The sequence below is a fragment of the Brachybacterium timonense genome, from assembly GCF_900258505.1.
GTDB classification, from domain to species: Bacteria; Actinomycetota; Actinomycetes; order Actinomycetales; family Dermabacteraceae; genus Brachybacterium; species Brachybacterium timonense.
Map to the genome: position 1 here is coordinate 1753697 of NZ_LT984895.1, position 24705 is coordinate 1778401.

Genomic DNA, 24705 nt, shown 5'->3' on the forward strand with positions numbered 1-24705 from the left:
TCAGGTCCTCCTCGTCGTGGTGGTCGATCGTCGCTGGGGTCCGTTCTGTGTGCCCCGTCGGCGGCTCGCGGGCGCGGCAACGGCACGGGTCGAGGAGGCGAACGCTGCTGCAACGGCGAGGACCCCAAGGACGGAGAGGACGATCGCGGGCCATGATCCGGCAGCGACTGCGGGTGTGATGGTGGTGCGCAGCGGGACGTCGGCGGCAAGGAAGCCCTGTTCCCAGTGTCCGACGAAGTCCATGCGTCGCCCCTCGGGGTCGTACACGGCCGAATGCCCCACGGTCGAGAGGTGCACCACGGAGCGCCCGGTGATCACACCGATCACCTTTGCCTGGGCGAGCTGTTGAATCGCCTCATGGGACGTGCCGAACAGGGCATTGTTGGACTGGACGACGATGAGCTCGGCGCCGTCGTCCACGACGTCATGGGCGAGGTTGTCGTAGGCGATCTCGAAGCAGATCAGCACACCGACCTTCCCCTGCGTGCCGTGTTCTGAGCCCAGATCCAGCACACCCACCTCATCGCCGGGGAGCATATCGCGCGTGACCATGTCCACCATCGGCGAGACGGTACGCAGCACCGAACGCATCGGCACATACTCGCCGAAGGGCACGGGGTGGCGTTTGGCGTAGGTCCAGCTCGCCTCACCCTGCGGTGTCCACAGCACAGAGACGTTGTAGCGGTGGTGCTCCCCCTCGGGTGTCTGGGTGCCCACCAGAAGCGGAGCGTCGGCGCGCTGTGCGAGAGCGGTCAATGCGTAGCCCGCCGCGGGGTCTTCGCGTGGGTCGGAGCCGACGGAGTCCTCGGGCCACAGGATCAGTGCGGGAGATCGGCCGCTCTCGTCGTGCGCTGCCAGTGCCTCATTCGTCGTGGCGATGTTGTTCGTGAGCACGTCGTCCGGCATGGCGAGGGTCGCGGGGTCGATGGGGTCCATCGACCCTTGGATGCCGACGACACGCAGTGTGCTGCGATCCTTGGGCACGGTCGCCCCCGGAGTGGGGACCACGGCGCAGGCGAGAACGGAGGCGAACACAACGGCAATCGGCCACACTCCGCCGATACCGCCCAGGCCCCGGTGGCGCCTGCCGAGCAGGGCCAGCACACCGCTGAACAGCAGGGAGCCGAACACGCTCATGACGAAGGCGAGCCCGGCCATGCCGATCCAGGGGCCGAGTGTGAGCAGCGGCGAGTCGGCGAGGGCGAAGCCGCTCGCTCCCCACGGCAGACCGCCCCAGGGCGCGTGAGAGCGCAGCGATTCGACACCCACCCACAGGCATGCGACACCCACCAGGGTCTTCAATCCCGGGCCCCAGCGGACCAGCAGAACCCGGGCGAGCAGGCCATACAGCACGATATAGAGCGATTCGAACACGCCCAGGGCGAGCCACGGCGGTGTGCCCGCATAGGTTGCGGCCCAGTGCGTCATCGGCACGAAGAAGGCGAGCCCCCAGGCGAGCGAGGAGAACACCGCCGTGACCCAGGATCGGGTCAGCACCGCCGCGGACAGCAACCCCAGTGCGATCGGGAGCAGCCACCACAGGCCGTACGGAGGAAAAGCGAGCAGCGCCAGGCCGCCGCCGACGGCTCCGAGCGGCACGGCCAGCAGCGCAGGAGTGGGGTCCAGGGCGTCACCGTCGTCATAGCCTCGTCCACGGGCGTTCCGGCTCACCCGTCATCCCCCGTGACCTCATCGAGGATGTCGTGAAGGATCTCGCCATGGCTCACGGTGCGCAGTGCACGCGGTGTGCCGACACTGAGATCGGGCAGCAGCGGGGTGCGAGCACGCGGATCTGCGGACCAGGTGTCCCGTTCGGATCCGGTACCGCGCACGGTGAGGTCCCACGGTTCCCAGATCACGAAGGTCGCGGGCAGGGCAGTCTGCAGAGATCCCGGGTGCCACACGCCGGCCAGGCGCAGCCCGCCACGGGTGGCGGCGAGGTAGGCGGCACGTGCACTGAGGCGCTCCTGCGCTGGGCCCTGCTCGCTGACGGCACGCACCCATGCCCAGGGATCACGATGCTCGTCCACACCAGCGGAGCCGAGGGCGAGCGGCACACCGCTTGCAGTGAGGGTCCGGTACGGCGCGGACTCGCTGAGTGGGGCGAGCACATGCACCCCGTCGCGCATCCCCGTCGGCCCGGGCAGTCGCATCACGATGCCGGAGGCGGCGGCATGCACCGTCTCGCCGGGGTCTGGCGCGGAGCCGTCAGCTGTGGATGCTGCGTCGACGAAACCTGGCGTGACCAGGCAGCCGGTGGCATCGATCTGCTCGGCGTCCGGGTGTAGGGCCTGTGCGGAATCCTCCGCACCGATCCAGGTGATGAGCTCGTCCTCGACCAGCATGGCGCTGGCTTCCGGATCGAGCGTGCTGTAGAGAACGATGCCGGTGTACAGGGTCGTTCCTCGGCTCATGCGGTGATCTCCTGGGCGACAAGTCCGCGGCGTACCCCGGCCACGGCCTGGCGGGCGGTTGCGCCGAGTTTGGGGTCAGCGGTGAGTTGGTCCAGCAGGTCGATCACCTGCCGGCAGTGCCGCACGAAATCGCCGGCGCTGAGGGTCGTGCCCGTGAGGGCAGCGGCCAGATGCGTACCGGAGGCCCACCGGTGCACGGCAGAGCACACGGCGGGATCGGGCGGGCTGGTGGGATCCACGCCGTGGCGCAGCTGTGCGCGGTGCAGGTCTTCGGCGAGCCGCGTTGTGGCGTTCAGGGCGATCTCGACGGCGGGCTCAGCGGGCAGGTCGGAGGCGCCGATGTCGTCACGGCGGCTTTCGTGCACAGCGGCCGAGACAACGGCGGCCAACCCCGCGGGAGTGAGCGACTGCCATGCCCTGTGCTCGAGGCACTCGGCGATGAGCAAGTCGCGGTCGCTGAACACATGCCGCAGGCGTCTGCCTGCCGCGGTCGGCTTCAGCTCGCCGTCCTCATCCTCCTGCAGGTAGCCGAGGTCGAGCAGCAGTGCGCACAGGTGGTCGAACTGGCGGGCGAGGGTGCTCGTGCGCCCAGCGATCCGACGGGTGACCGAGGCGAGTTCAGCGAGCGTGCTGCGGCGCCGTCCCACCCAGCGCATATGCGCGTCGAGCTCGGGGCAGGCGGCACAGGGGTGGGCCGCGAGTTTCTCCTTGAGGCGCAGCAGCTGCGTGTCTGTGGCTGCTGTGGACGGGGTGCGTGGTGCGCGTTCGCGCACGGCACGACGCGGATCGTCATCGTGGCCGGCCAGGCGTGAGCGCAGCGCTGCGGCAGTGTCACGCCGCACCTTTGCGGAGGCGAGCCTGTCCGGGCGGGGAAGGCGCAGCGTGTCGATCACGGCTGGTGCGGAGGGCAGGTCACCGGAGCGCAGCGTGCGCCGGCGCGCGTCGGTATCCAGCACCTCGATAGCGGGTCCACCGATCACGTCGCGGTCCACATGCAGCACCACAACGTAGCCGCGGCGTCGGCCGCCGGGCAGGGCGAGGATCTGGCCGCGTTGCAGGCGGCGCAGGGTGCCGCGGGTGCGTTCACGATCCTGTGATGCCCGCTCGCGGGACAGCTCCTTTTCGCGGGCGGTGATCTGTGCCTGGAGGTCAGCGTACTCGAGCAGGTCGCCGTGGTCGCAGCGCAGTGCGCTGGTGTAGTCCGCAACGGTGCCTTCCAGTTCGCGGGCGCGGCGGGCGAGCCCGACCACAGACCGGTCTGCCTGGAACTGGGCGAAGCTGGTCTCGAGGATCGTGCGAGCGCGCGCAGTGTCGCAGACCTCCAGCAGGTTGACCGCCATGTTCGGGGTGGGGCGGAAGGCGGAGCGCAGCGGATAGGTGCGGCGTGAGGCGAGTGAGGCGACGGCCTGCGCATCGAAGCGGGGTCCTGCCACGACGACAGCATGTCCCTCGGTGTCGATGCCGCGCCGTCCTGCCCGGCCGGTGAGCTGCGTGTACTCCCCCGCGGTGAGGTCAGCATGGTCGATGCCGTTGAACTTGACGAGCTTTTCCAGCACGACGCTGCGTGCCGGCATATTGATGCCGAGTGCAAGAGTCTCAGTGGCGAAGACGGCTTTGAGCAGGCCGCCGGCGAACAGTTCTTCCACGACGGTCTTCAGCAGCGGGATCATGCCGGCGTGGTGGGCGGCGTACCCGTCGAGTGCGGCGCGCCGGAAGTCCCCGATGCCGAGCACCTGTTCGTCTTCGATGCCGATGCTGGCCAGACGCTCGTCGAGGATGCGCCGGATGCGGCGCTGTTCGTCGTCGTCGGTGAGGCGTAGTCGGGACCGTGCGCACTGTTGCACGGCGGCGTCGCAGCCGGCGCGCGAGAAGATGAACATGATCGCGGGCAGCAGACCCTCGCTATCCAGCAGCCGGATCACGTCCGCCCGTCGAATCCCGCGGCCTCGTCGGTGCTCACCGCCACGGGGTGGCCGTTCCCTTCCGGCGTGCCCCCGGTCGGCGCTGTCTGTGTGGTGACCGTTCCGTGAGCCATGGCCTGCCCCGCGCCGGGAACGATGTTTCGCCCCTCGGCTCCGGCCTCCGCGGGCCTCACCGCGTCCGCGCCTGCCGGGTGAATCATGCCGGCCCCGCCCTCCCCCGCGGCGCGGATCATCGGGCACCGGAACCGAGAGTGAGAGAGCGCGCTCGAGCTCAGGATTGACGGTGCGATTGCCGCGCACATGCGGACCGTGCGACACGACGGCGTCACCCGTGTCATCGACGAACAGGTCCAGCAGCTGATCGCCGATGACAACGTGCTGCCACAGCGGTACCGGCCGCACTTCGGAGACGATCACGTCCGTATCGCCCCGCACCTCCTGCAGCCAGGCCCCGAACTCTTCGGCATTGGACACGGTGGCGGACAGCGCCACGAGATGCACGTCGGTGGGCAGATGGAGGATGACTTCTTCCCAGACCGGTCCGCGAAGGCGGTCCGCAAGGTAGTGCACCTCGTCCATCACGACGTAGCCGAGTCCGTCCAGCAGCGCCGAGTCGGCGTACAGCATGTTGCGCAGAACCTCGGTGGTCATCACCACGACGTCAGCGTCGGGCCGCACCGAGGTATCGCCGGTGAGCAGACCGACCCGGTCGGTGCCGAGCCATTCGCACAGCTCAGCGTGCTTCTGGTTCGACAGCGCCTTGATGGGGGCTGTGTAGAACACCTTCTGCCCGCGCGCGAGCGCGAGGTGGATCGCGAACTCACCGACCACGGTCTTCCCCGCCCCCGTCGGCGCGGCGACCAGCACCGAACGACCGGATTCGAGCGCGCTGCAGGCGTCGTTCTGAAACGGGTCCAGCTCGAAGTCGACGCGACGCGCGAAGGCGCCGAGCTCAGTCCGCTCCCGCCTCCGGCTCTCCTGCCAGGCGGCGTACTTCTCAGACGGGGAGCTCACGTCGTCTCCGCACGGTCAGGGCCGAGGTCACGCTGCGGCAGCTCGGCGAGGAGCCTCACGGCGCCAGGCAGCACGCGTGCGGTGACGGGCAGAAGCGCCCGGGGGTCACCGTCGGCGTAGGAGCGCAGACTGCGGTCATCGCGCACGCCCACGCTCACAGTTCGTGCCGGCCGCACACTGAAGCCGGGCACCGTGGTGTGGGTGCCGCGGAACACTCTCGGGAAGAAGCGCATGAGACGGGTGCGGTTGATGCCGGTAAGCGTCGCCAGCTCGAGGGTGCCATCGTCCAGCCGTACATCGGGGACAAGCCGCATCCCGCCGCCGAAGCACCCGGAGTTGCACACGGTCAACAGGGAGGCGTCGATCTCTTCGCGTGGACCGTCGTCGACGCTGATCCAGTACGGGATCGGTGTGAAGGCAGGCAGTTCGCGCAGCACAGCGGCCGTGTAGCGCACGTTCGGCGTGAGGCGGAACGTGTTGGCGCGTGCGTTGACCAGGGCGTCGAAGCCAAGCGAGAGGTTGCCGACGGCGATCGAGCGATGGGGCAGCGCCTGTGGGCCACTGCTGGTGATCTCGATGGCGTCGATCGCAATGTCGGGCTGTGACAGGGCGCGCAGGGCGATGCGCACGGCCTTCTCGGGGTTGTTGATCGGCAGGCCCAGGGTGCGGCTGAAGTCGTTGCCACTGCCAGCGGGGACGATGCCCAGGCGCACCGGTGTACCGGCGACGATCTCTGCACCGAGCGACACGGTGCCGTCTCCGCCGACGACGACGAGGGCGGTGAGCGTGTCGCGCACTTCGAGAGCGCGAGCGCGGGCGACATGCGCGTTGGGCCCGGAGATATCCACAACGGATACGCCGGCCAGGGTGAGCAGGGTGGCGACCTGCCGCCCGATGCGCTGAGCGCCTCCGAGCGCCGCTGTGGGGTTGGACAGCAGGCCGACGCGCAGTCGTCTCACTGATCGTCCTTGCGAGAGCGGCTGGTGCTTCGCTCGGCTGCCTCCTCCAGCTCCTCGAGGGTGCTGGCGCGATCCAGGTCGGCTGAGTCCTGCTGGGCTTCCCGTTTGGCACGGCGCCGGTCGTTGAGCATGGAGATGATCACGGCCCCGAAGAACAGGCTGCAGATCGCGGCGGACATGCCGATCAGGGTGAACGGGTCGGGCGTCGGCACCATCACCGCCACGAAGGCGAAGCACAGGAACACCACCCAGCGCCATGCCTTGAGCATGGCACGGCCGCTCAACAGCCCCATTGTGTTCAGCAGCACGAGCACCACGGGCAGGATGAAGGCGATGCCGAAGGCCAGCATCGTCTTGACCAGCAGCCCCAGGTACTCGTCATACCGAATGATCTGGGTCACCTGTTCGGCGGACGGGGTGAAGCTGAGGAACACCGGCACGGCACGGTTGATGGCGTAGTACCCAGCCAGGCAGCCCAGGAAGAACAGGGGAATGCCGGTGCCGAAGAAACCCAATGCGTACCGCTTCTCGTTACGGTGCAGACCGGGCACGATGAACGCCCAGGTCTGCCACATGGCGACCGGTGAGGCGAGGATCAGGCCTGTGTAGGCGGACACCTGCAGCTGCACGTTCAAGCCGGTGCCCACACCCTGGAAGTTCAGTTCAGCAGGGAAACCCTCCGCGGCAGCGATGGTGAAGGGCCGTTTCAGCGCTTCGAACACCCAGGGATAGATGATCCAGCCCACGATGGCGAAGATCACCACCGCGATCGCGGTGATCACCAGACGGTTGCGCAGCTCCGTGAGGTGCTCGCCGAGGGACATCCGCCCTTCGGGGTCTTTCTTGCGTCTGACCTTCTTTGTCCGGCGCTTCGCTGCAGGCTGCTCGTCCCGGTGCGCCGTGTCGTCATCCGCCACGCCGGTCACTTCCTCCCGTTCCGGCGGGCGCCCACCTGTGGCGCCCGTCGACTGTTTCTGAGCGGACGTCGTCAGTCGCGGCGGTACGGGTCGTCGTCTTCGCGGGCGCGGACGGTTTCGCGCTCGGCCTCACGGTCACGACGCTCGCCTGGATCGTATTCGCGATCCTCGCGGTCGTACCGATCCTCGCGGTGGCGGCGTTCGTCGCGGTCGTAGCGGTCCTCACGGTCATCGCGGTGGCGACGGTCCTCGCGGTCATACCGGTCATCGCGGTCGTATCGATCGTCGCGATCATCGTCGTCCTTGTTCGTCATCTCCTCGACCTCGGACTTGAAGATGCGCATGGACTGGCCCAGGTTCTTGGCGAGGCCCGGAAGCTTGCCGGCACCGAATAGCAGGACCACCAGCAGCAGCAGAATGATGAGTGCCGCGGGGGAGCGGAAGATACCCATGTCAAACCCTTTCAACTGTGCCGCGCTCTCACGGCCCTCCGCATGATCCCACAGGTGTATGCAGGAATCGGGGACATGCACACGGCAATGCGGCTCGTCGGGCGACGAGCGGTCCCAGCGTAGCGGTTACGACGCCGTGTGGCGTTCGCAGGCGTCCCGCGCGGACACAGTGATCATGTCTCGCAGATCACGTGGCGTGAGGACCTGGGCGGCGCCGCCAGCTTCGAGCACAGCGTCCACGAGAGCGTGTCGCACCGGGCCATCCAGACGCACGAGCACGGCGCCAGAGGCTGAGCCCGCATCCGGGGCTTCGCGTCGCTCTCGCGCCTCGAACGCTTCCGCAATCCATGCGGCGGGTCCCTCCAGACGCAGCCACACCTCGCCCGAGACGCGTCCGGACAGGTCCAGCGCATCGCCCGGGTCCTCGTCGTGCTGGCGCGCATCCTCACCGAGCAGCTCCACGATCCGGTCGACACGGAAGGTCCGCTCCTCGCCGACGAGCTCGCAGTGGGCCCGGAGATAGGTGCGTGTCCCGTCGGTCTCCAACGCGATGGGGTGCACACGGCGCACGCTCGTCCCCCGCCGAGCCGGTGAGGAGTAGCGGATCACGAGCGGCTGACCGTCGGTCCCGTCGGCATCTCGCAGCGATGCCTGAATCGCGGTGAGCACCGTCTGCTCCCAGGTCTGCGGTGCAGCGGAAGCGGGCGTGGCAGTGTCGTGCTCTGTCGCGGTGGCGGAGGCCTCCAGCAACTTCGTGCGGGCGCTGCGGACGATCTCCGCCTGGGCACCTGCTGCCGTTTCGAGCACGCCGAGGCCGGCCAGCAGCGCAGTGGTTTCGCTCGCGCTCAGGCGCAGCGCGCGGTGCAGAACATCGGCGTTGCGCACGCGCACCACGCCGCCGTCCCATTCTGCCTCGATGAGGTCTTCGAACCCTGCTCCGAGGTCACCGCAGAGGAACAGCACTTGAAGGTCCTGGATGATGCGAGGCACGCCAACACCGAAGGAGTGGGCAAGTTTCTCGATATCGGCTTCTCCACGCTGTCCGACGTACCCGACGATCGCCGTCAGTCGCGAGAGCGTCTCCCCGCCAGTGGTGACAGCGCGAATCCGCACTGCGGGTAACGGTTCAGCGTTCTGGATCTGTGTGAGATCCGCGTCGCCTGCATGCAGCTCGGCAATGTGCTGGAGCGTGTGGGCGATTCTCTCGCGCCACGGGCCCGGCGTGATCAGCGTTGCCCAGCGGGCTGCAGAGAGCACCTGGCGGATCGTGGAGGGTGCGGGCATCGTCGGCAACGTCAGCTCAGGCACAGCCTGGTCAGCGCCGGCGATGCTGCGCAGTCGTTGCGCTTTGTACGGCTCGACCTGCACGAGCGACGGCCCTGCCTCGTCCGAGGTGTCGATGTTGTGGAGTATTGCCTCGAGGTCGATCTCCTCCGGTCTGGTAGCGGTGGCCATTCCGGTCATGCGCGGGAAGGACTCCAGACGTGATGCCCTGAACAGGCGTGGCGCCTGACGGTCGCGGTCAAAGCCGTAGACGTACCAATGGCCTTCGTGCACCCGCACCACCCACGGTTCGACATGGCGCTGCGCGAGACCGCTGCTCGCGCTGCGGTACTGGAATCGGACAGTGCGTTGCGCCGTCACCGCTTCGATCAGTGGGGAGAGCACCGGCAGCGATTCGAGTGTTCCGTGCGGTGTGCGACGCAGCAGGTCGGGGTCGGCGTCCTGGTCCAGGCTGAGAAGTTTCGCGCGAGCGCGGCGGGCCGCTCCCCCCGCGGCGGCGTCGTCCCAGGCGCGGCTCGCGGCCAGCAGCACCGCGTATTCCTCGGGGGTGACGTCCAGCTGTGCGTCGTCCTCGGCACGGGCGATGCTGTAGTGGACGGTGTCGTCCCACTCATCCCGATGGGATCGCAGCGAGATGCCGAGCTCGAGGATCTCGGCTTTGTCACGCTCGAACATCCGCTCGAAGGCGTCGTCGCTCGCAGCGTCGCGGTACTCGGGGATGACGGCACGTAGCCGGGCCCGGTCGATCCGCCGACGGGACCCGATGGTCATGATGACGTTGAGGATTCGTTCAACGGGTCTAGCTGCCACGGATCCAGCGTAGAGCCACGGCGGCTGTGCCGCGGGAGGGCCGCGCCACAACACAGGAGGCCCGCGCCACTGCACAGGAGGGTCATCCGCTCCGCGGCTCAGCCACCCTGATACCGCGGGCCGCACCTCCATGACTTGCCTCGATCAGGGCGGGTGGCATAAGAGATACGCATGCTGCAATGGGAACGCGCCGAGGTCGTGAGCCTGCGCGAGGGATGGTCCGGTGTCCAGCGCCTTGAAGCTCGCACTGAGCAGGACACGGTACGCGCCCTCGCCTATCCGGAGCTCACCGGAATGGTGACCATTGGTGAGCGGGTGCTGCTGAACACGAATGCGCTGCGGCGCGGCCTGGGGACGGGTGGCGAAGCGCTTGTGGTGGCGCGGCTGGATGTGCTTCCCGAGTGCGTGCACGGCAGTGGTCACATGGTCAAGGCCCGCTACACGCCGATGCAGACCATGGTCGATGCGATCGATGATCCCGCCAGTGAGCACTACCCGGTGATGCGTCAGGCACAGGACCTGGGCGGAATGCCGGTGGTGATCGCTGATCTGCATTCGTCCCTGCCCGCTGTGGTGGCCGGTATTCGAGCCACCTGTCCGCAGGCGCGGATCGCGCATGTGCACACGGACGCTGCGGCCCTGCCGGCGGCGCTGTCGCGTACGGCCGCGGTCCTGCGTGCGGAGGGTCTGCTCGCCGCGGTGATCAGCGCTGGCCAGGCTTTCGGTGGTGATCTGGAAGCGGTGACGGTGCATTCGGCGCTGCTCGGGGCACGGCACGTGGTGGGTGCGGATGTCGCGATCCTCGTGCAGGGGCCCGGGAATCTGGGGACGGGCACCGGCTGGGGTTTCTCCGGTGTGCAGGCGGCCGAGGCTGTGCATGCCGCGCATGTGCTGGATGGGGCACCGATCGGGGTGCTGCGGGTCTCCGGCGCGGATCCTCGGCCGCGCCATCGCGGCCTGTCTCATCACGCACAGACCATGTTCGGTGCCGCCTGCCTCGCGCCGGTCCGCCTTCCGGTGCCAGCGCTCGAAACCGACGAACCACACAGCGCTTTCCATCTGTCCGTCCGGGAACAGGTTCAGCAGTCGATCCTCGACGTTGGGGCGCAGCGAGGCGTCCAGCATCAGCTCGCTCAGGTTGAGACGACAGGACTGCGCGAGGCATGCGAGGCGCTACCGGTCTCCCTGTCGACGATGGGGCGTTCCCTCGATGAAGATCCGGAGGCGTTCCTGTACGCCGCACTCGCTGGACGCTGCGCCGCCGAACTCCTCGCTGCCTGAACGTCGCCGCTGGCGCCGCTCACTCGCCGTCGTGGCTGAACGTCGCCGCTGGCGCCGCTCACTCGCCGTCGTGGCTGAACGTCACCGCTCGCGCGGTTCACTCGCCGTGGTGCGCCTCTCCCCGCTCACGGATCAGCTGCGCGAGAGTGCGGGCCTGGGCGAGGCCGCGTGCCCCGTCGGTGCGCTGCAGCGCCATCACGGACAGCGTTCGTCCGTCGGAGAGATCCAGGTGCGCCCACGGATCACCAGCCGGGAAGCTCACGCCGATCACCTGGGCCCACTGCAGCTCGTGGGTGCGCACGAGGTTGCGGACGATGAGCACGTCGGGCCGCGCCTCAGCCCGAACCGACGCCTCCATATGGCAGAAAACGACGATGAGCAGACCGAACAGGGGGAAGCCCAGCCGGTTGCCCAGGGTGAATCCGGGAATCAGCACGGCCATGACGATGGCCGCCCCCATCACGAGCACAGCAATGGCATACGCGCTCCAGCGCACCGTACGTGGCCGCAGCATGATCGTGCCGTGCAATGGCGCACTGCTGTCCGGGGCGTGATTCGGCTGAGCCACGTCCCTCAGATCCGGCAGGCCTGGATGTCCGTGACCAGGATCGCGCGGGCCCCCACCTCGTAGAGCTCATCCATCATGCGGTGAGTGGCCTGGCGCTCCACCATGGCACGCACAGCACTCCAGGTACCGCCGTGCAGCGAGGAGACCGTGGGTGATTCGAAACCGGGAGTGATCGCCACCGCCCGCTCCAGCAGCTCGGTGGGGATGTCGTAATCGAGGAGCACGTACTGGCGGGCCACCAGCACGCTGCGTAGGCGGCGCACGAGCACGTCGAGCACATGCGCACCGGCCTCGTCGAGATCGAGACCCGGCCGAGAGAACAGCACAGCTTCACTGGTCATGATCGGGTCTCCGAAGGGCGCCAGGCCGGCTTGTCGAAGCGTTGTTCCGGTTTCGACCACGTCGGCGATGACATCGGCGATGCCGAGCCGTACCGCGGATTCGACCGCGCCGTCGAGGTGGATCACCTGAGCGTTGATGCCGTGCTCGGCGAGATGATCAGTCACGAGGTTTTCGTAGCTGGTAGCGATCCGGGCGCCGTCCAGAGAGGCGAGGTGACGCTGCTGATCGGTGGGCGCAGCGAAGCGGAAGGTGGAGCGGGCGAAGCCGAGCGAGAGGATCTGCTCGTGCGCAGTGCGGGAGTCCAGCAGCATGTCCTGCCCGGTGATCCCCACATCCACGGTGCCGGTGCCGACGTACACGGCGATGTCGCGTGGGCGCAGGAAGAACAGCTCGAGGTCGTTCTCGTTGTCGATGACCACGAGCTCTTTGGCCATTCCGCGGCCGCGATAACCGGCCTCGTGCAGCAGTTTCGCCGCCGGCTCGGACAGCGCTCCCTTATTGGGCAGGGCAAGACGCAGCATGAGTTTCTCCCTCACAGGTGGCGGTAGACGTCCTCAAGGCTGAACCCCTTGGCGATCATCATCACCTGAAGGTGGTACAGCAGCTGGCTGATCTCTTCGGCCGCGGCGGCGTCGGATTCATGCTCGCAGGCCATCCAGACTTCAGCGGCTTCTTCCACGATCTTCTTGCCGATGGCGTGGATGCCGGCGTCCAGTTCCGCGACTGTGCCCGACCCCTCGGGTCGGGTGCGGGACTTCTCGGTGAGCTCAGCGAACAGCGACTCGAAATCCTTCACACGCACAGCGTACCGAGCGCCGGGGCGTTCCCCCGTGGCGCCCGCAGTGCGGACTGTGCGCATGAGCCGACCAGCCTGCGGCACCGTACGGCGGGCAGCGCTTGGGCGAGCGGCGGTTGGTGTCAGCTGTGGCGGTGCTGTCCCGCGAGGTCACGCAGCACGGCGATCTCGTCGGCGGCATCCTGGGCGCGGTAGATCGCTGAGCCCGCCACGAACACGTTGGCGCCAGCGTCGGCGCAGCGCTCGATCGTCTCGCGGCTCACGCCACCGTCAACCTGGATAGAGACTTCGAGGTTCGCCTCGCTCACGGCACGTCGTGCCCGTCGGATCTTCGGCAGCATCGTCTCCAGGAAGCTCTGTCCACCGAAACCGGGTTCGACCGTCATGATCAGCAGCATGTCAAACTCGCCGATCACATCCAGCAGCGGCTCAACGGGGGTTGCGGGGCGCAGTCCGACGCCGACGGCGACGTTTCGGCGTCGCAGCTCGCGGGCGAGCCGGATCGGTGCTTTCGCGGCCTCGAGGTGGAAAGTCACTGAGGAAGCGCCGGCTTCCGCGTAAGCGGGTGCACGCCGGTCGGCGTCCTCGATCATGAGGTGGGCGTCCACCGGCAGATCGCTGCGGCGAACGATCTGCTCGATCATGCTGGGGCCGAACGTCAGGTTCGGTACGAAGTGGTCGTCCATCACGTCGGCGTGGATCGCGTCGGCGGTGGCGATGCGGTCGAGCTCCTCGCCGATCCGCATGAAGTCGGCGTTGAGGATGCTGGGGTGGATGTAGTGGCCGTCGGTGGAGTACAGGGCGTTCATGACGGGTCCTCCTCATGGGCGGTGCAGGTGGTGGGGGCCTGAGGGTGCGGCAGGCGACGCAGAAGCGCGATGAACATTGCGTCGGTGCCGTGAATGTGGGGCCAGAGTTGTACCGACGGGCCATCGCCCAGGTCGATCTGGTCACGCTTATCCGGGTGCACGCCGGCTCGCACGGCGTCGCGGGCGTCGAGCTGTTCGACGTCGCTGCGGCGACGCAGCACATCGGCCACCACCAGGCGTGTCTCCGCCAGATGGGGTGAGCAGGTGACATACGCGACCACGCCGCCGGGGGCGGTCGCATCCAACGCACTCGTGAGCAGATCCCGTTGGATCGCCCCGAGCTGGCCGACGTCCTCGGGGCGGCGGCGCCAGCGGGACTCCGGGCGGCGCCGCAGCGCGCCCAGCCCGGTGCAGGGCACGTCCGCGAGCACACGGGAGAAGGTGTCAGGTCTGTCCTTCCCTATAGTGCGCCCGTCGGCGGTGAGGCACTGGATCTCGCATCCGGCATCCACGAGTGCTGCGACGGCGCGCTCCACCAGGGCGGTGCGATGCTCCTGCAGCTCGGTGGCAAGCAGCTCGGCGTTGTGGTCGATCGTGAGGCCGCCCAGCAGCGCGGTTTTACCGCCTGGGCCGGCGCACAGGTCCAGCCAGTGGGCGTCGTCGGCGAGCACCAGGTCATCGGCCCCAAGGCCGAGTGCGAGGGCCATCAGCTGGCTGCCCTCATCCTGCACCGCGGCCCGGCCTTCGCGAATCACGTCCAGGCCACCGGGGTCGCCTGATGGCCAGGAAGCACCGAACATGCTCCAGCGGCCGGCGCTCGCGCCGGAGTCGATCAACTCGTCCAGGTCGGTGAGCCCGGGCCGCATGACGAGGGAGACTCGAGGCGCCTCGTTCTGCGCCTCCAGCAGGCTCTCAAGCTCGCTGCGGTCGCGGCCGTGGGCCACGAGGGCGTCACTGAGAGCGCGCACCACCCACAGCGGGTGCGAATGCGCGATCGCGAGGTGTGCTGGTTCGTCGTCCTCGCGTGCGGGCGCGATCCTCTGGATCCACTCCTCGCTGGAGTGCTCCCCCACTCGGCGCAGCACGGCATTGACGAAACCGGCGGCACCGGCGCCGACGACCTGCCTGGCCAGTGCCACGGTTTCGGAGCTCGCGGCGTGCGGCGCGACGGCCATGTCGAGGACCTGGTGGGCGCCAAGCCGAAGCACGTCGATCACGGCGGCCTCGACCTGCTCCATGGGTCGGTCAATGCAGGCAGCGAGCACCGCGTCGAGTCGACCCTGGGCGCGCAGGGTGCCATAGAACAGTTCCGTGGCGAAGGCGGCGTCGCGGCCGCGCACACGGTGGCGGCGCAGGATCGTGGGCAGGACAAGATTGGCGTAGGCGTCGTCCTCGCGCACAGCGCGCATCGCCTCGTAGGCCGCAAGGCGTGAGGGCGTGGCGGTGCGGGAGCGTTCCGAGGGGCGGCTCTGGGACCAGCCGCGTCGCGGCCCACCGGTGCCGCGAGATCCGGACCGTTCACGGCCGTGCGCATCCCGGGGGCGGGACGGGCGTGCATCATCGCGACGATCGTCGCTGCGACGCGCATCGCGGCCACGTCCGGTGCGGCGTGGCTGGCGGGGATCGGAGCTGCGGTCGGTCATGAGGCGCTTCCGGTGTCGGTGCTGTGCTGGGCTGAGGTGGGTGGTTCGAAGCGGGGCGTTGCGGAGAGGTCCGTGCCGCGCGCCCAGTCCGCGGCGGCCATCGCGCGCTTCCCGGCGGGGGCAACGGTTCCGAGGGCGAGAGGGGTGGTGCCGGTGCCGACCAGCACCTGGCCGTCGATGGCAGCCAGCTGCCCGGGGTCGAGGTTCGCGGTGGCACGGGCGTGTTCGAGGCCGAGGATCTTGAACCGGTCCCCGTTCAGCATGGTCCAGGCGCCCGGATGCGGGCTCATGCCGCGGATATGGGCGCTGACCTGCTCGGCGGGGCGGGAGAAGTCGATGCGGGCCTCGGCGCTAGTGAGCTTCGCTGCATGTGTGATGCCGTCACTACTTTGGGGTGTGGCCACCAGCTGCCCCTCCCCCAGTGCGTCAACCGTGCGTCGCAGAAGACCTGCACCGTCCTGGCTCATACGCTCCAGCAGCTGGCCGGCGGTCTCGAGCTCACCGATGTCGACCTCCTCGGTGGCAAGCAGCGGGCCGGTGTCAAGGCCCTGTTCGAGTTGGAACACACTCATGCCGGTGCGGGTCTGACCGGCGAGAACAGCGCGCTGAGCGGGTGCGGCGCCGCGCCACGCGGGCAGCAGGGAGAAGTGCAGGTTGATCCAGCCGTGCTGCGGCACAGCCAGGGCGGCGGGCGGCACCAGGGCGCCGTAAGCCACGACGGCGGCAACGTCGATGGCGAGGTCGCGCAGTGTCTGGATGACGGTGTCATCGCGCAGCGTGGTGGGGGTGAGCACGGGCAGGCCGAGCTCGTCGGCGCGGGCGCGCACGGGGCTGGGTGTGAGGCGTCTGCGACGGCCGACGGGGGCATCCGGTCGGGTCAGCACACCGACGACCTCATGCTCGGAGTCAACGAGAGCTTGCAGGCTGGGAACGGCCACCTCGGGGGTGCCGGCAAAGAGAACACGCATGGTGACTCGATCCTACGGTGCCCTGTGCGGCCGGTCAGAAGACGTCGGGTGGGTCCAGGCGCGCGCGGAGCCGGCCCGGCATCTTCCGGGCTGATCGTGTGGCGACGGCAGCGCGTAGGGAAGCGGCGAGCTCTCGGCCGCGGGAAGCGTCGATCCGCACCACGGCGCGTTGCTCGTCCTCGGTGTCCGCAGTGGGCACGGGCCCGAACATGGTCGCGCCGTCGGGTATGGCGGCCATCTGGAGAAATGTGGTGACAGCGTGCCGGTCTCCACGGATCTCCCCCACGCGGGTGAAGGGTGGCAGGTCCAGGGCGCGCCTGTCGTCGAGCACCCGATCAGGGAAGACCTGCGAGCGGTGGGCGACGAGGTGGCGGACGGCCGGAAGCGTCGCGGTACCGACCACAAGCACCTCGCCGCCGTCCTCCGCACTGCGGACCAGAGCGATGGCATTGGACCAGCGGCGCACGGCTTCCACGTCGGCGTCGAAGGCGGCACGAGCCAGCATGGCGTCGGCGTCGAGTAGGAGGGCGGCGGCGTATCGGCCGGGCGGAGCGGGTTCAGCGCCGGGGGTCGCGACGACGATCCCGTGATCGGGCACGTCGGTGTCGTCAAGCGGGCCATGGGCGCCACCCGCGATTGCGAGCGGTGTGTCCGGGAAGGCGCGGCGCAATTCTTCGGCAGTGCGCACAGAGCCGGTGACCAGTGCCCGGACGGTGCGGCGATGGCATTCGGGGCATTCGTACGCGTCGTCTCGTCGGCCGCAGACACCGCACAGCAGATGGCCGCCGTGACCGCTGATCCCGAGCGGTGCGGCGCATTCGGGGCAGCGTGCCCGGGTGCCGCAGAAGGTGCAAGCGATAGCGGGCACGTACCCGCTGCGCGGTACCTGCACAAGGACCGGCCCGTGTGGGAGGGCGCGGCGCAGAAGGTCGTGGGCGGCGCGCGGCAGGCGGGATCGTCCAGAGGCTCCTTCGCGGGCACGCAGGTAGTCGTCCATCGCTGTGATCCGCGGCCGGGTCGTATCCCGGGGTGCCGGGGCCGGGGGCAGATCGACGAGCTGCCCCGTAGCGATCAATCGGCGCACCTCGATTGAAGGAGAGGCAGCTAGCAGGAGCAGGGCGGCGCGTTCGTGGTGGGAGCGCAGCTGCAGGATGTCCCGGATGTGCGGATAGGGGGCGCGGGGTTCGATGAGTAGGTCGTCGGCCTCATCCCAGCAGATGATCAGGGAAAGGTTCTGCACCGGGGCGAAGGCGGCGGAACGGTTGCCGATCACGATGCGCGAGCGACCACGCAGGATGCGACGGAAGGCGCGGTAGCGTTTCTCGGGCCCGTCGGCGCTGGCGAGCTGCTCGTGGTCGATGCCTGCGACGGTGAGCGCGCTGGCCAGGCGCTGCACATCGCGCTGATCGGGGGCGATGAGCAGAGCGCCACGGTCAGCAGGCAGGGCGGCGACGGCTGCGGCGGCGAGCTGTGTCCACGCATCGGCTGGTTCGAGCATGGCGGCGGCACGCGGCACGGGACCCTCGGGCGCGCCCGCGCGGGTCAGCAGCGCGCTCAGCCCGGTGTACCGCTGGATCAGTGCGGTACGGGCCGCGTGGTCGGCGGTGATCTCGGCGTCGTCGGCCGTATCGCTGGTCTGCGCCTCACGTTCTTCGGCCTGTCGGTCAGCGCGTTCTGCGCGGGCATGGCGGGGCGGCAACGCGAGCCGCAGCACATCGGCCACACTGCCGCCGCAGTGCGCGGCGAGGTCCTCGCACATCCGCAGCATCTGCGGGGCGAGCACCACGTCGTCGGAGACGAGCCGCGTGACCGGGGCAAGCGGGCGATCCGTGTCCGGTGTGTGTGTACGGCCCACCATGACGCCGTCGGCGTCACGGCCGGCGAAGCGCACACGCACCCGCATCCCAGGCTCGGCCTGGGCGGTCTGGGGGGTGAGCGCGTACTCGAAGGGCCGGTCCAGGTGCGGCAGGACACCGAGCACCCGAACCTGAGCAACGGGCCGTTCCTCGGCGAGGGCGAATCCGGCCGTCGTGCGCAGCGCACCCGGCTCAGTGGCGTTCCCCGCCGTGTTCTCCGTGTCGGCTGCTGCGGTGGGCGCCGACGGGGCGCCGAACAGGGCGTCCTGCTGTCCGGCGTCGTGCTCGTCGGCTGTCAGCGCCGCACCACCGAGACCAGGTCGCAGACGAAGATCAGGGCCTCACCGGGGGCGATCACGGGCGGTGCGCCCTGGTCGCCGTAGGCCAGGTGTGCGGGGATCTCGAGGCGGCGGCGGCCGCCGACCTTCATGCCCTGCACACCCTGGTCCCAGCCGCGGATCACCTGACCGACGCCCAGCTGGAAGCGGAGTGGCTCGCCACGGTTCCAGGACGCGTCGAACTCCTCACCGGTGGAGTGGGAGACGCCGACGTAGTGGACGTCCACGATGTCGCCCCGGCCGGCCTCATCGCCGTCACCGACGATCTCGTCGATGATCACGAGGTCAGCGGGGGTGTCGCCTTCGGGCATGTCGATCTCGGGCTTGGTGCGGTCCTGCACGGGTCCTCCTGGAGTGTGATGGTCGGGTAGGGATCAGCCCTCGTGCCGGCGCGCGGCGTCGAGGACGTCGATGACGAAGATCAGGGTCTGGCCGGCCAGGGGCTGCTGCTCGTTCTTCTCCTCGCCGTAGGCGTCCTTCGGCGGGATCACGAGCATCACCTGGGAGCCGACGGGGATGTCCACCAGATGCTGGTCCCAGCCGGCGATCACCTGGCCGAGCCCCTGGGTGAAGCCGAAGGGCTGCCCGCGTTCCCAGGAGGAGTCGAACTGCTTGCCGTCACTCCAGGACCAGCCGGTGTACTGCATGGTGAGGTAGTCGCCCTCACGGGTGGGCTCACCTCCACCGACGATCAGCGTCTCGAGGGTGGTCTCGGCGGGCGGGTCACCCTCGGGCTTGCCGTCCAGGCTCGGGGCACCGTTCTCATCGAGCTTCACCGCCGGGAAATCGCCTGATGGGTCGCCGGGCTCACCGTCGGCGCGCAGCGGGTCGATCTTCCGGTCGACGTCGGCAACCTGAACGAGGGCACGGGCCTGGCCACTCTGGTCCTGCTGCCAGCCGGCCATGGCGAAGCGGCTGCCGAGGGGAACTGTGGTGAGGAAGCTGTGGGCCTCAGCTCCGAGCGCGTCCGCGGACACGGTCACGCCGGAGGCGGGGGCGCCCTGCCACCAGGACTGCAGGGTCTCCCCTGACTGGGCGTCGACGTACATGCTGCGCCAGATGATGTGGTCGCCGTCGGCGATTTTCTCGCCATCGCCCGGCACGATGATGCGCGCCGACGGTGCGCTGATCTCCAGCGGAGCGCTGAAGCTCACGGTGGGCTCTGCGGCCAGGTCATCGCTGATCTGCACCGCGTCGAGCGCGTCACCGCCGCCGTCGGAGCCGCCCGCATCAGAGCCCCCGGCATCGGAGGCGCCGCTGCCGTTCTCGGAGCAGGCGGTCAGACCGATCGCGGCGGTGGCAGCGAAGGCAGAGGCAATGAGTGCACGTCGGCGCAGCAACGGGAGACCTTTCAGTTCGGGGAGCATCACTCGGCGGCGCGAGGATGCACGGACCAGAGTACGTGGCCGGTGGGACAGATGCTGGAGGGCATGTGACCGTGGGAGCGGGTCACGCCGGAGGCGGGGTGACCTCCTGGGTGTGCGAACGGATCTGATCCAGGAGCGCATCAACCTGATCGGACTGTGTGCAGAACGGGTCGAGGATCTGCACGGGGGTGGATCCGGAGCGGGTCAGCCGCATGGTGGTCCAGTCCACGACATGGTCCACACGATGCTCCTGCGCGGTGCGCACCACCTGTCCGCGCAGGTGCGCGCGGGTCGTGGACGGTGCAGTGGTGCGCGCCTGCTCGATCCGGTCCGCTCCGAGGATGCGTGGGGCGCGGCCGCGCTCCTGCAGGGACGCGTGCAGGGAACCGTCGGGGCCAATGTCGTGATAGGCCAGGTCGAGGCGTTCGATCGCGGGATCGGCAAGGTTCACGCCGCGACGCGTGGACACCTGTGTGAACAGCTCTTCTTTGATCGCCCAGTCCAGTCGTGTGCGTGCCCAGCTGCGGTCTGCAGTGCGCACGGCATCCAGGGCGCGTTGCCAGGTCTCCAGGGCGTCGATCTCGTCGGGCTCGGTGGTGTCTGCGGCGTCGGCAGCGAGGTCGTGCCAGCGCTGCTGGATCTCCAGCGCGGTTGTGGTGCCACCGCTGGCCAGGGGAATCTGCTGCGTACCGGTGAGGTCGCGGGCCACGGCGCGGATCGCGGAGATCGGATCCTCGAGAGCGAGGTCGGGCAGCGCCTGGCCGGATTCGATCACGCGCAACACCAGGTCGGTGGTGGCAAAGCGCAGCCAGGTGGACAGCTCACTCATGGTGGAGTCACCGGAGATCACGTGCAGTCGCCGGAAACGGCTGGGGTCCCCGTGTGGTTCATCGCGGGTGTTGATGATCGGGCGAGTCCGTGTGGTGGCGGAGGAGACCGTTTCCCACATGTGGTCGCTGCGGCGGGAGAAGACGAATCGCCCTGTTCCGTCAGGTTCGATCACCACGCCACCGGCGCCGGTGACGATCTGCCGGGTGATCAGGAAAGGCAGCAGGTGCTGGGGCAGGCGAGTGAATTCGCCACGCCGGTCCACCAGGTAGTTCTCGTGGGAGCCGAAGGAGTTGCCTGCGGAATCCACGTTGTTCTTGAACAGGTGGACCCGCGCATCGTTGCCGTCATCAGCCAAGCGCTCATTGACCTGGGCGACAAGGTTCGCGAAGATCTGTTGCCCGGCGACGTCCTGAGCAACGAGTTCCCACCAGGAGTCGCATTCAGCGGTGGCGTACTCGGGGTGGGAGCCGACGTCCAGGTAGAGGCGCGCCCCATTGGTGAGGAACACGTTGGAGGAGCGCCCCATCGCGACGACGGGTCGGAAGAGCTCGCGGGCTGCCTGCTCGGGTTCGAGTCGGCGCGACCCATCGGGGCCGACGCAGACGATTCCGAACTCGGTCTCGAGCCCGCCCACGCGACGCCGCATCAGCTCTCCCCCATCGGCTGCGATCCCGTGCTCCCGCGGCGATGAACCGTGCTGACAGGACTGGAGTTCGCCATGGTGGTCACTGCCCGCCCTTTTGCACGAAGGAGCGGACGAACGCTTCAGCGTTCTCTTCGAGCACGGAGTCGATCTCGTCGAGGATGTCGTCGGCGCCCTGCGCGGAGGCGAAGGTCTGGCCGCCCTCGACGTTCTCGATCGGCTGGTCGTCGTCGCCGGGGCCGCCGGCATGGATGGTCTGCTGGGTCATGATCGCTCCTTCACATCGGTGGTGGTGGCGCGTTCGAGCGCGTGCAGGATCTCGGGCAGCGGCTCAGTGGGGTCGATGCCGTGAGTGGCGCACCAGTGTGCTGAGCCGGCGCGGGGGTCGGCGAGCCGCAGCCGCACCCGTTTCGCGTCGGTGCCCAGGGTCAGCACGTCCCAGCCGGCGCTCGCGACGGCGTGACGGTGCGCGCCGATGAGGCTGCCGCGCAGGTGCGCGCGGGTGGTGGCTGGCGGTGTGGTGACGGCCTGGTCGATCTCGTGGTCAGTGACCACGCGGCGGGTGCGGCCGGTGCTGATCATCTTCTGCGCGATCCCCTTGCCGGCTCGCAGATCCGACCATTGCAGGTCGATCGCGGCAAGGCGCGCGTCCTCGGGCGTGAGCCCGTGGCGGTCTGCGTAGCGCTCGAGCAGCGCCTGTTTGGTGGTCCATTCCAGGCGGCCCTGCGTAGCCAGGGGGTCCTGGTCGAGCAGGTCGAGCAGCTCGCGCCAGCGCTGCAGCACGTCAGCTGTCTCCGCGTCGTCGAGATCAGCGATCGTGGTGATCGCCTCGAGGTAGCGGCGCTGTACGTCGAGCGCTGATGCCGTGGCACCATCACGCAGCGGCACACGGGTGCGCAGCGTGGGATCGTGGCTGATCTCGCGCAGTGCCGTGACGGGGCTCGCCAGCGCCACGTCAGGGAGCACGCGGGTGCCGGCGCAGTGTTCGTGCTCCAGCGCGGCGAGCACCAGCGAGGTCATGCCGAGTGCGAGATAGGTCGGCTCCTCGAGGGTGGTGGCATCCCCCAGGATGACGTGCAGGCGGCGGTGGCGGGAGGCGTCCGCATGGGGTTCGTCCCGCGTGTTGATGATGGGACGGTTCATGGTGGTCTCCAGCCCCACTTCCTCTTCGAAGAAGTCGGCGCGTGAGGAGATCTGGTAGCCCGGCTCCTGGCTGCGAGTGCCGCGGCCCACACGTCCGGCGCCGACGAGGATCTGCCGGGTGACCAGGAACGGGGTGAGCGCTTCGACCACACGGTCGAAGGGCACGGCGCGGTCGAGCAGATAGTTCTCGTGGGTGCCGTAGCTGGAGCCCTTGGAGTCGGTGTTGTTCTTGTACAGCACAGCCGCGGGGACCTCACCGGCCTGCTCGAGCAGATCCATGGCCCGGCGGGCGATCCGCTCCCCCGCGCGATGCCAGATCACGCCGTCACGAGCCGTGGTGACCTCCGGCCCGGAATATTCAGGGTGGGCGTGGTCCACGTACCAGCGGGCACCGTTGCGCAGCACGGCGTTACCGATGGAGCGGTGCACTGCCCACTGCAGGATGTCTGCGTCGGTGCCGTCAGGAGCGATCTCAGGTGCCTGCAGGGGGGCGTCAAGGTCGATGCTGGGCACATGGGCCCCGTGCGCGTCAGGCACGGCATCGGTGAGCTGGCTGGGGTGGGCGGCGGCACGCTGCAGCTCGAATCCACGGGCGTCGCGCAGCGGTGTCTCATCGCCGTAATCCCAGCGCACTCGGGTGCCGCGCTCCCCTTCGCTGTTCTCCAGCAGGGCATAGGCACCCACCACCAGATGCGAGAGCAGCACGGAGCTGGCGGCGCCGCGGCGTTCGCGCTCTGCGGGGTCGGCATGGACGATGCCGAACTCGGTCTCGATGCCCATCACGCGTTCGGTGCGGATCCCGGTCACGGCGCCTCCTCCTCGTTGCTTCGTGAGCCGATGGGACGCAGCGGTACGACGGCATCGACCCGTCGGCCGCGCCGGCCGGAGATCCGGGCCCAGTCCTCGGGGTGCGCACCGGAGGGTAGATCTTCGTTCTGGGCGAGTTCGGTCTCAATCGCAGTGCGTAGATGCTCATGCCCCACGCCCGCGTGGCCGGTCTCCAGCTGCTCTTTGACGGCGAGCTTCTTCGCGCGGTCGACGATGTTGCGCAGCGTCGCACCGGAAATGAAGTCCCGGAAGCGCAGGGTTTCGCTGGTGCCGTCGGAGTAGTCCAGCCGCAGGTAGGCGGAGGCATCGGAATCGTCGTAGATCTGATCGATCGCCCGATCCAGCAGCTCATTGCGGTTCTCACGCAACGGCACAGAATCATCTAAGTGGAGTGCAAGGATTTCGCGGCCGGCGGCGGCATCGGGGCGGCGGATGCGGATCTTCACGTCGAGCCGGCCGGGCCGCAGAATGGCGGGGTCGATCATGTCCTCCCGGTTGGAGGCACCGATCACGATCACGTTCTCGAGGGATTCCACGCCGTCGATCTCGGCGAGCAGCTGCGGCACGACGGTCGTCTCGACGTCGCTGGACAGTCCACTGCCGCGGGTGCGGAACAGCGACTCCATTTCGTCGAAGAACACGACCACGGGATGCCCGGCGTGGGCGCGTTCGCGGGCTCGTTCGAACACCTGGCGGATGGACCGTTCAGTCTCGCCCACGTACTTGTTCAGCAGCTCGGGGCCTTTGACGTTCAGGAACGAGGAGTGCGCGGAGGCGTCAGCGGGGTCGATGCCGCGGGCCTCGGCGGAGCGGACCGCAAGCTCATGCGCGACGGCTTTAGCGATCATGGTCTTGCCACAGCCGGGCGGGCCGTATAGCAGCAGACCCTTCGGGGGTCTGAGCCCGTAGGTGCGGTACAGGTCCTGCTGCAGGAACGGCAGCTCGACGGCGTCGCGGATCTCTTCGATCTGTGGTCCGAGACCGCCCACCTGGGCGAAGGTCACGTCCGGCACCTGTTCGAGCACGAGGTCGCCGATGTCGGCTCGGTCGATGCGCTCCAGCACAAGCTGCGCCTTGAGGTCGGCGAGCACCTGATCCGAGGCATGCAGCTGCACGTCGTCCATGGCGCCGGCGCGGCGCAGCACGCGCAGATCATCCTGTGCGACCTGAACCACGACGCGCCCGTCACGCAGGAGTTCAGTAACGGTCACCACCGACCCGGCGTCTGCGGCAGGCACTTCCTCCACAGCGGCCAGTGCTTCGTTCAGCAGCAGCTCCACACCGGGCCGCAGCTCGTCCAGGGCGATGCCCGGTGCGGTCGCGACCCGCAGTCGCCGCCCGTTGTGCAGCACGTCAATGGTGGTGCCGTCGGCGCGGCGCAGGAAGGTGGCGTAGGAGTTCGGTGGATCGCCCACGCGTTCCAGATCGGCCTTGAGCTGGACGATCTGTGCGCGGGCGGCACGCAACGAGGTGGTCAGGCGGTCGTTGTGGGCGGCGAGGCGGTCGAGCTCGCTGCTCAT

Annotated in this window: 21 protein-coding genes; 1 reads left to right on the forward strand and 20 read right to left on the reverse strand. The window is 68.7% G+C overall.

Annotation, left to right across the window (positions count from 1 at the left end):
- The 7 genes from lnt to C8271_RS07790 form a co-directional block, all read right to left on the reverse strand.
- Nucleotides 1-1671 (reverse strand): apolipoprotein N-acyltransferase, encoded by a 1671-nt coding sequence (gene lnt, locus C8271_RS07760; protein WP_106506817.1) that lies wholly within the window; start codon nt 1669-1671, stop codon nt 1-3.
- Nucleotides 1668-2414: a hypothetical protein gene (locus tag C8271_RS07765; RefSeq protein WP_106506818.1), complete on the reverse strand. Its 747-nt coding sequence runs from the start codon at nt 2412-2414 to the stop codon at nt 1668-1670. The genes lnt and C8271_RS07765 overlap by 4 nt, the downstream gene beginning before the upstream one ends.
- Nucleotides 2411-5350 (reverse strand): DEAD/DEAH box helicase, encoded by a 2940-nt coding sequence (locus C8271_RS07770; RefSeq protein WP_106506819.1) that lies wholly within the window; start codon nt 5348-5350, stop codon nt 2411-2413. The genes C8271_RS07765 and C8271_RS07770 overlap by 4 nt, the downstream gene beginning before the upstream one ends.
- Nucleotides 5347-6309, reverse strand: coding sequence for a diacylglycerol/lipid kinase family protein (locus C8271_RS07775; RefSeq protein ID WP_106506820.1), 963 nt, complete (start codon nt 6307-6309; stop codon nt 5347-5349). The genes C8271_RS07770 and C8271_RS07775 overlap by 4 nt, the downstream gene beginning before the upstream one ends.
- Nucleotides 6306-7226 carry a twin-arginine translocase subunit TatC gene (gene tatC / locus C8271_RS07780; RefSeq protein WP_245921041.1) on the reverse strand — a complete coding sequence of 307 codons (921 nt, stop codon included), beginning with the start codon at nt 7224-7226 and terminating at the stop codon, nt 6306-6308. Before tatC ends, C8271_RS07775 begins: the two co-directional genes overlap by 4 nt.
- A gap of 71 nt (nt 7227-7297) precedes the next feature.
- Nucleotides 7298-7678, reverse strand: coding sequence for a twin-arginine translocase TatA/TatE family subunit (gene tatA / locus C8271_RS14305; RefSeq protein WP_106506821.1), 381 nt, complete (start codon nt 7676-7678; stop codon nt 7298-7300).
- A gap of 126 nt (nt 7679-7804) precedes the next feature.
- Nucleotides 7805-9772: a WYL domain-containing transcriptional regulator gene (locus C8271_RS07790; RefSeq protein ID WP_245921042.1), complete on the reverse strand. Its 1968-nt coding sequence runs from the start codon at nt 9770-9772 to the stop codon at nt 7805-7807.
- Nucleotides 9773-9943: 171 nt separating this feature from the next.
- Between C8271_RS07790 and C8271_RS07795 the strand changes: the two genes are divergently transcribed.
- Entirely contained in the window at nt 9944-11053 is a 1110-nt protein-coding gene (locus C8271_RS07795; protein WP_106506823.1) for a DUF3866 family protein, read from the forward strand.
- A gap of 97 nt (nt 11054-11150) precedes the next feature.
- Here C8271_RS07795 and C8271_RS07800 read toward each other — a convergent pair whose 3' ends face one another.
- The 13 genes from C8271_RS07800 to arc all read right to left on the reverse strand — a co-directional run bounded on the left by C8271_RS07800 (nt 11151) and on the right by arc (nt 24705).
- Nucleotides 11151-11621: a PH domain-containing protein gene (locus C8271_RS07800; RefSeq protein WP_245921043.1), complete on the reverse strand. Its 471-nt coding sequence runs from the start codon at nt 11619-11621 to the stop codon at nt 11151-11153.
- Between the two features lie 5 nt (nt 11622-11626).
- A complete protein-coding gene (gene hisG, locus C8271_RS07805; protein ID WP_106506824.1) occupies nt 11627-12484 on the reverse strand; it encodes an ATP phosphoribosyltransferase in 858 nt (285 codons plus the stop codon).
- An 11-nt stretch (nt 12485-12495) separates the two neighbouring features.
- Nucleotides 12496-12759, reverse strand: coding sequence for a phosphoribosyl-ATP diphosphatase (locus C8271_RS07810; RefSeq protein ID WP_170957830.1), 264 nt, complete (start codon nt 12757-12759; stop codon nt 12496-12498).
- Between the two features lie 122 nt (nt 12760-12881).
- A complete protein-coding gene (gene rpe / locus C8271_RS07815; RefSeq protein WP_106506826.1) occupies nt 12882-13568 on the reverse strand; it encodes a ribulose-phosphate 3-epimerase in 687 nt (228 codons plus the stop codon).
- Nucleotides 13565-15211: an RsmB/NOP family class I SAM-dependent RNA methyltransferase gene (locus tag C8271_RS07820; RefSeq protein ID WP_106506827.1), complete on the reverse strand. Its 1647-nt coding sequence runs from the start codon at nt 15209-15211 to the stop codon at nt 13565-13567. The genes rpe and C8271_RS07820 overlap by 4 nt, the downstream gene beginning before the upstream one ends.
- Nucleotides 15208-16179 (reverse strand): methionyl-tRNA formyltransferase, encoded by a 972-nt coding sequence (gene fmt, locus C8271_RS07825; protein WP_106506828.1) that lies wholly within the window; start codon nt 16177-16179, stop codon nt 15208-15210. Before fmt ends, C8271_RS07820 begins: the two co-directional genes overlap by 4 nt.
- A 34-nt stretch (nt 16180-16213) precedes the next feature.
- Nucleotides 16214-18160: a primosomal protein N' family DNA-binding protein gene (locus tag C8271_RS07830; RefSeq protein WP_245921044.1), complete on the reverse strand. Its 1947-nt coding sequence runs from the start codon at nt 18158-18160 to the stop codon at nt 16214-16216.
- Nucleotides 18161-18330: 170 nt separating this feature from the next.
- Nucleotides 18331-18684 (reverse strand): FKBP-type peptidyl-prolyl cis-trans isomerase, encoded by a 354-nt coding sequence (locus C8271_RS07835; RefSeq protein WP_170957936.1) that lies wholly within the window; start codon nt 18682-18684, stop codon nt 18331-18333.
- Between the two features lie 63 nt (nt 18685-18747).
- Nucleotides 18748-19740, reverse strand: a complete 993-nt coding sequence (locus C8271_RS07840) for an FKBP-type peptidyl-prolyl cis-trans isomerase (protein ID WP_106506831.1) — start codon at nt 19738-19740, stop codon at nt 18748-18750.
- 82 nt (nt 19741-19822) lie between these two features.
- Entirely contained in the window at nt 19823-21217 is a 1395-nt protein-coding gene (gene pafA / locus C8271_RS07845; RefSeq protein WP_106506832.1) for a Pup--protein ligase, read from the reverse strand.
- 79 nt (nt 21218-21296) lie between these two features.
- A complete protein-coding gene (locus tag C8271_RS07850; protein ID WP_106506833.1) occupies nt 21297-21482 on the reverse strand; it encodes a ubiquitin-like protein Pup in 186 nt (61 codons plus the stop codon).
- Nucleotides 21479-23137 carry a depupylase/deamidase Dop gene (gene dop, locus C8271_RS07855; RefSeq protein ID WP_106507963.1) on the reverse strand — a complete coding sequence of 553 codons (1659 nt, stop codon included), beginning with the start codon at nt 23135-23137 and terminating at the stop codon, nt 21479-21481. The genes C8271_RS07850 and dop overlap by 4 nt, the downstream gene beginning before the upstream one ends.
- 23 nt (nt 23138-23160) lie before the next feature.
- Nucleotides 23161-24705: a proteasome ATPase gene (gene arc / locus C8271_RS07860; protein WP_245921045.1), complete on the reverse strand. Its 1545-nt coding sequence runs from the start codon at nt 24703-24705 to the stop codon at nt 23161-23163.